This is a genomic window from Shewanella sp. SG41-4, from assembly GCF_014164505.1.
GTDB lineage: Bacteria > Pseudomonadota > Gammaproteobacteria > Enterobacterales > Shewanellaceae > Shewanella.
Genome location: NZ_JACJFI010000337.1, coordinates 1 through 3,623, shown reverse-complemented (window position 1 = coordinate 3,623; position 3,623 = coordinate 1). Strand labels below are relative to the sequence as shown.

3 protein-coding genes are annotated in these 3,623 nt (G+C 40.0%); 1 reads left to right on the top strand and 2 read right to left on the bottom strand.

The window, feature by feature from the left end:
- Positions 1-670: 670 nt before the first annotated feature.
- Positions 671-988 (bottom strand): chaperone modulator CbpM, encoded by a 318-nt coding sequence (locus H5202_RS19230; protein ID WP_182773480.1) that lies wholly within the window; start codon positions 986-988, stop codon positions 671-673.
- A 2-nt stretch (positions 989-990) separates the two neighbouring features.
- Positions 991-1,962, bottom strand: coding sequence for a DnaJ C-terminal domain-containing protein (locus tag H5202_RS19225; protein WP_182773479.1), 972 nt, complete (start codon positions 1,960-1,962; stop codon positions 991-993).
- A gap of 584 nt (positions 1,963-2,546) precedes the next feature.
- Here H5202_RS19225 and H5202_RS19220 point away from each other — a divergent pair.
- On the top strand, positions 2,547-3,623 hold a 1,077-nt coding region (locus H5202_RS19220; protein WP_182773478.1), incomplete at its 3' end, for an efflux RND transporter periplasmic adaptor subunit.

Here is a 3,623-nt window from a genome sequence, read left to right as displayed (position 1 = left end):
CAATAGTCCTTAAGCGATCGTCGTGTCAATGTTAGTGATTTCAAAATTAGACATAAATCATTGAATTTAATTGTAAAAAATAAACCGATGATATCCACACTTAACTAGTGGTTATTTAGTTGGTTTATACGCCTACATAATTTTAATCACGCTCTTTATCGAGCACTATGTGTTAATCACTTGGGCTTATAGTTAGTTGGCTAGCGAGTTGGTTTATAGATTTCAGAAACTGAATTAATTTGGTGTATTTTGATTCACATGAGTCAAGTGTTTTATGTCGTGATGACCTATCGAATATGGGCTAGATTGTGAATGTTTTCGTACGACAAACAACCAATTTGACTAACATTGCGTTTTAATTGTAACTCCGGTGGGCTACTGAAAATATTTAGAACCTGCACGCGGTAGTTTAGAGTCGTTATTTCTCAGGTCTTTCTTGTTTATCTGTCTCAGTTTGGCATTGGTTTAGTCATTAGTAACATTGCAAATAAACCTGTTTCAAGTGATGTAGTTGGCCATGCAGTGCTGATGCAAACGATGTTGTTATCTTGATTTATGTTCGCTTATGAAGTGATGCCTATTTACCGTGGCTAAGTCGATAGCCATTTATTCAGATACTTCCTTTAAGAAGTATAAATACTTATCACGACCTGTATTCAGCGATTTGTGATCAGACTTTAAATCTATTCAATTGCTGTTTTAACGCATCCACCTCTTGTTCTAACATTTCTCTTTCATCAAGTAATTGTAAGATTAATGCGATGCCACTCCAATCGAGCGCAAGATCTCGTTGGATCCGAGTCGCTTTTTTAATTTGGTGTAAATTGGCCACACTAAAGCGCCATTGTTCTATCACCTCTCCCTCGAGTGGCATGGCAATACTGTGCTCTACAAGTTCAAGTAGTAATGCTGAGCTGATATCAATGCACTGACACAGTTCATCGCTACTCAACCAGCAATCGTGTTCGCTTATATTAATCTGCAGCATCGTTATTTACTCCAACTGGCACGAGGGTCAAATTGATTTTGCTCTGCTAATTCAGTCCACAATTTTTTGCTTGTTTCATCTTGGGATGTTGGGACCACAATTTTGAGTACGGCAAATAAGTCCCCATGTACTTTTTTACTGAGTAATCCTTTTCCTTTTATTCTTAATCGCTGTCCTGACTGGCTATTAGCAGGGATAGTCAGTTGAATATGACCCGTTAATGTGGGCAGTTTAAGCTTGGTACCCAACACAGCTTCCCATGGCGCTACTGGCACAACAATGCTCAAATCTCGACCATCAACATCAAACATAGGATGAGGCACAAAACGAATTTGTAAATACAGATCGCCGTTATCTGCTTTGGTCGATCCAGAACCGCCCTGTCCTTTTAAGCGAATACGTTCGCCATTAACAACGCCAGCAGGAATTTTAACTTTTAACGATTTAGGTTGCTCAACGATACGACCGCTAGGATCCCGTTGTTGTAAGGTAAACTCGACTGGTTTTAGAGTATCGACCAATGTTTCTTCAAGGAACATCGGAAACTCAATTTCAATGTCTTGGCCTTTTTGAGGCTGAGTTTGGCGCTGTCTATGTTGGCTACCTTGTTCAAAACCTCCGCGGCTGGAGCCAAAAATTGAACTGAAAAAGTCTGAAAATTCTTGATCTGTTTGAGGATCGCTTTGCTGTTGTCCCCAATTTTGACCAGCGCCATTTGCTCCACCTTGATTAGCATAGCGATTTTGGGTTCTATTGAGATGATGATGACGTAATTCGTCATATTCGGCTCGCTTTTTAGTGTTATGCAACACCTCATAGGCTTCACCAATTTCTTTGAATTTTTCTTCAGCATCTGGATGCTTACTCACATCGGGATGATACTGCACAGCAAGCTTTTTATAAGCGACTTTTACCGCTTTATCATTCGCTTTAGGATCGATGCCTAATACAGTGTAATAGTCTTTAAAATTCATTTTATCCCCTCACAGAGAGCAAGTTTGCAACGGATCAATAAACAGCTTTTAACCCATCTACAGTAATCAGTTTAGGCCCAGAGACAAACTATACGCTTGATCTTGATCAACTCTATTACAGTATGGTCAGTTTAGATAATGAGCATTAATTGATTAAAAAACATCTTTCCTTTAAATAACACTGCATCAGCATAGCCCAATTAAATGGATTTATATCCAACACATTATACGTTTAGAGTTGTTCGCAAAAAGTGCCCATTTGGATTAACAATATAAAGCTATTTCGATGACACCATCACAGAACTATCGTCTACTTTTGGTCACGATGTCATCTTACACAACAGCACGAAAGCACAGTGTCAGCAGCATAAACTCGGGGATTAAAAATCAGTATTAGTGAAGAGTAAACTCTTCATTGCTTGCGATTGAGCTTGATATATCTCAACAAGTTGACTCAGATCATATTGCTGTTGCAGCTTAGTATTACACTTAATTAAATGACACCTTATGTGTGGCGTGTGCTATCGACTAACTTCACGTTCTCCAGCCTTGTATCGATGCTCAAATAATGAGAGGCCCATAATATGACATCAGATAAACAACAACCGACAACATCACACGATACAGATATTCGTCAAACGTTAGGACTCGATAAGTCTAGTGCAAAGCACAAGTTTGCAGGTAAATGGTTTTGGATTGTTGGGGGAATTGTTATTGTTATCATTATAGTATGGCAAATATTAACAAATGACTCGTCACACACAATTGACTATAAAACTGCCAATGCCACCCATGGATTATTGAGTATAACGGTTACCGCTACTGGCACCCTTGAACCCGTAAATCAGGTTGAAGTGGGCTCGGAAATTTCTGGTACGATTAAAACAGTGTTAGTCGACTTTAACGATTACGTTAAAAAAGACCAGGTACTTGCCAGCATGGATACAGATCAATTGCAGGCTAAAGTTAACCAAGCTAAAGCATCTCTTGATTGGGCTAAAGCACAGGTTAAACAAGTTGAAGCGACCATTATAGAAACCAAAAACACCTTAAACCGTTCCAAAGAACTCGCTAAAACGGGTATGTGCTCAGTACAAGAATGTGAAGCATCACAAGCGACATATGATCGCACTGTAGCCAATCTTGCTAGCGCTAAAGCCCAAGTTGTTCAGTCGCAAGCAGTGCTTGATTCTGAGTTAACCACACTAGCTAAAGCCACTATACATTCGCCGATTGATGGCATTGTATTAATACGTGATGTGGAACCAGGCCAGACCATGGCGGCTTCATTTCAAACACCTGTTATGTTTACCTTGGCAGAAAACCTCACTCAAATGGAGCTACACGTAGACGTAGATGAAGCCGATGTTGGCCAGATAAGTGTCGGTCAGGAGGCACTATTTACAGTCGATGCTTATGCCAATAGAAATTTTCCAGCCAAAATTACTGAAGTTCATTTTGCTTCTCAAACCGTGGATGGTGTAGTGACCTATGAAACCGTGTTAATTGTCGATAATTCAGCTTTATTACTTCGCCCTGGAATGACGGCCACCGCGGATATTTTGGTCAAACAGGTAACCGATGCATTACTGGTACCCAATGCAGCCTTGCGTTTCAGTCCTCCACAACAGCAACAAGCCGCTAGTAGTGGCGGCTTAATG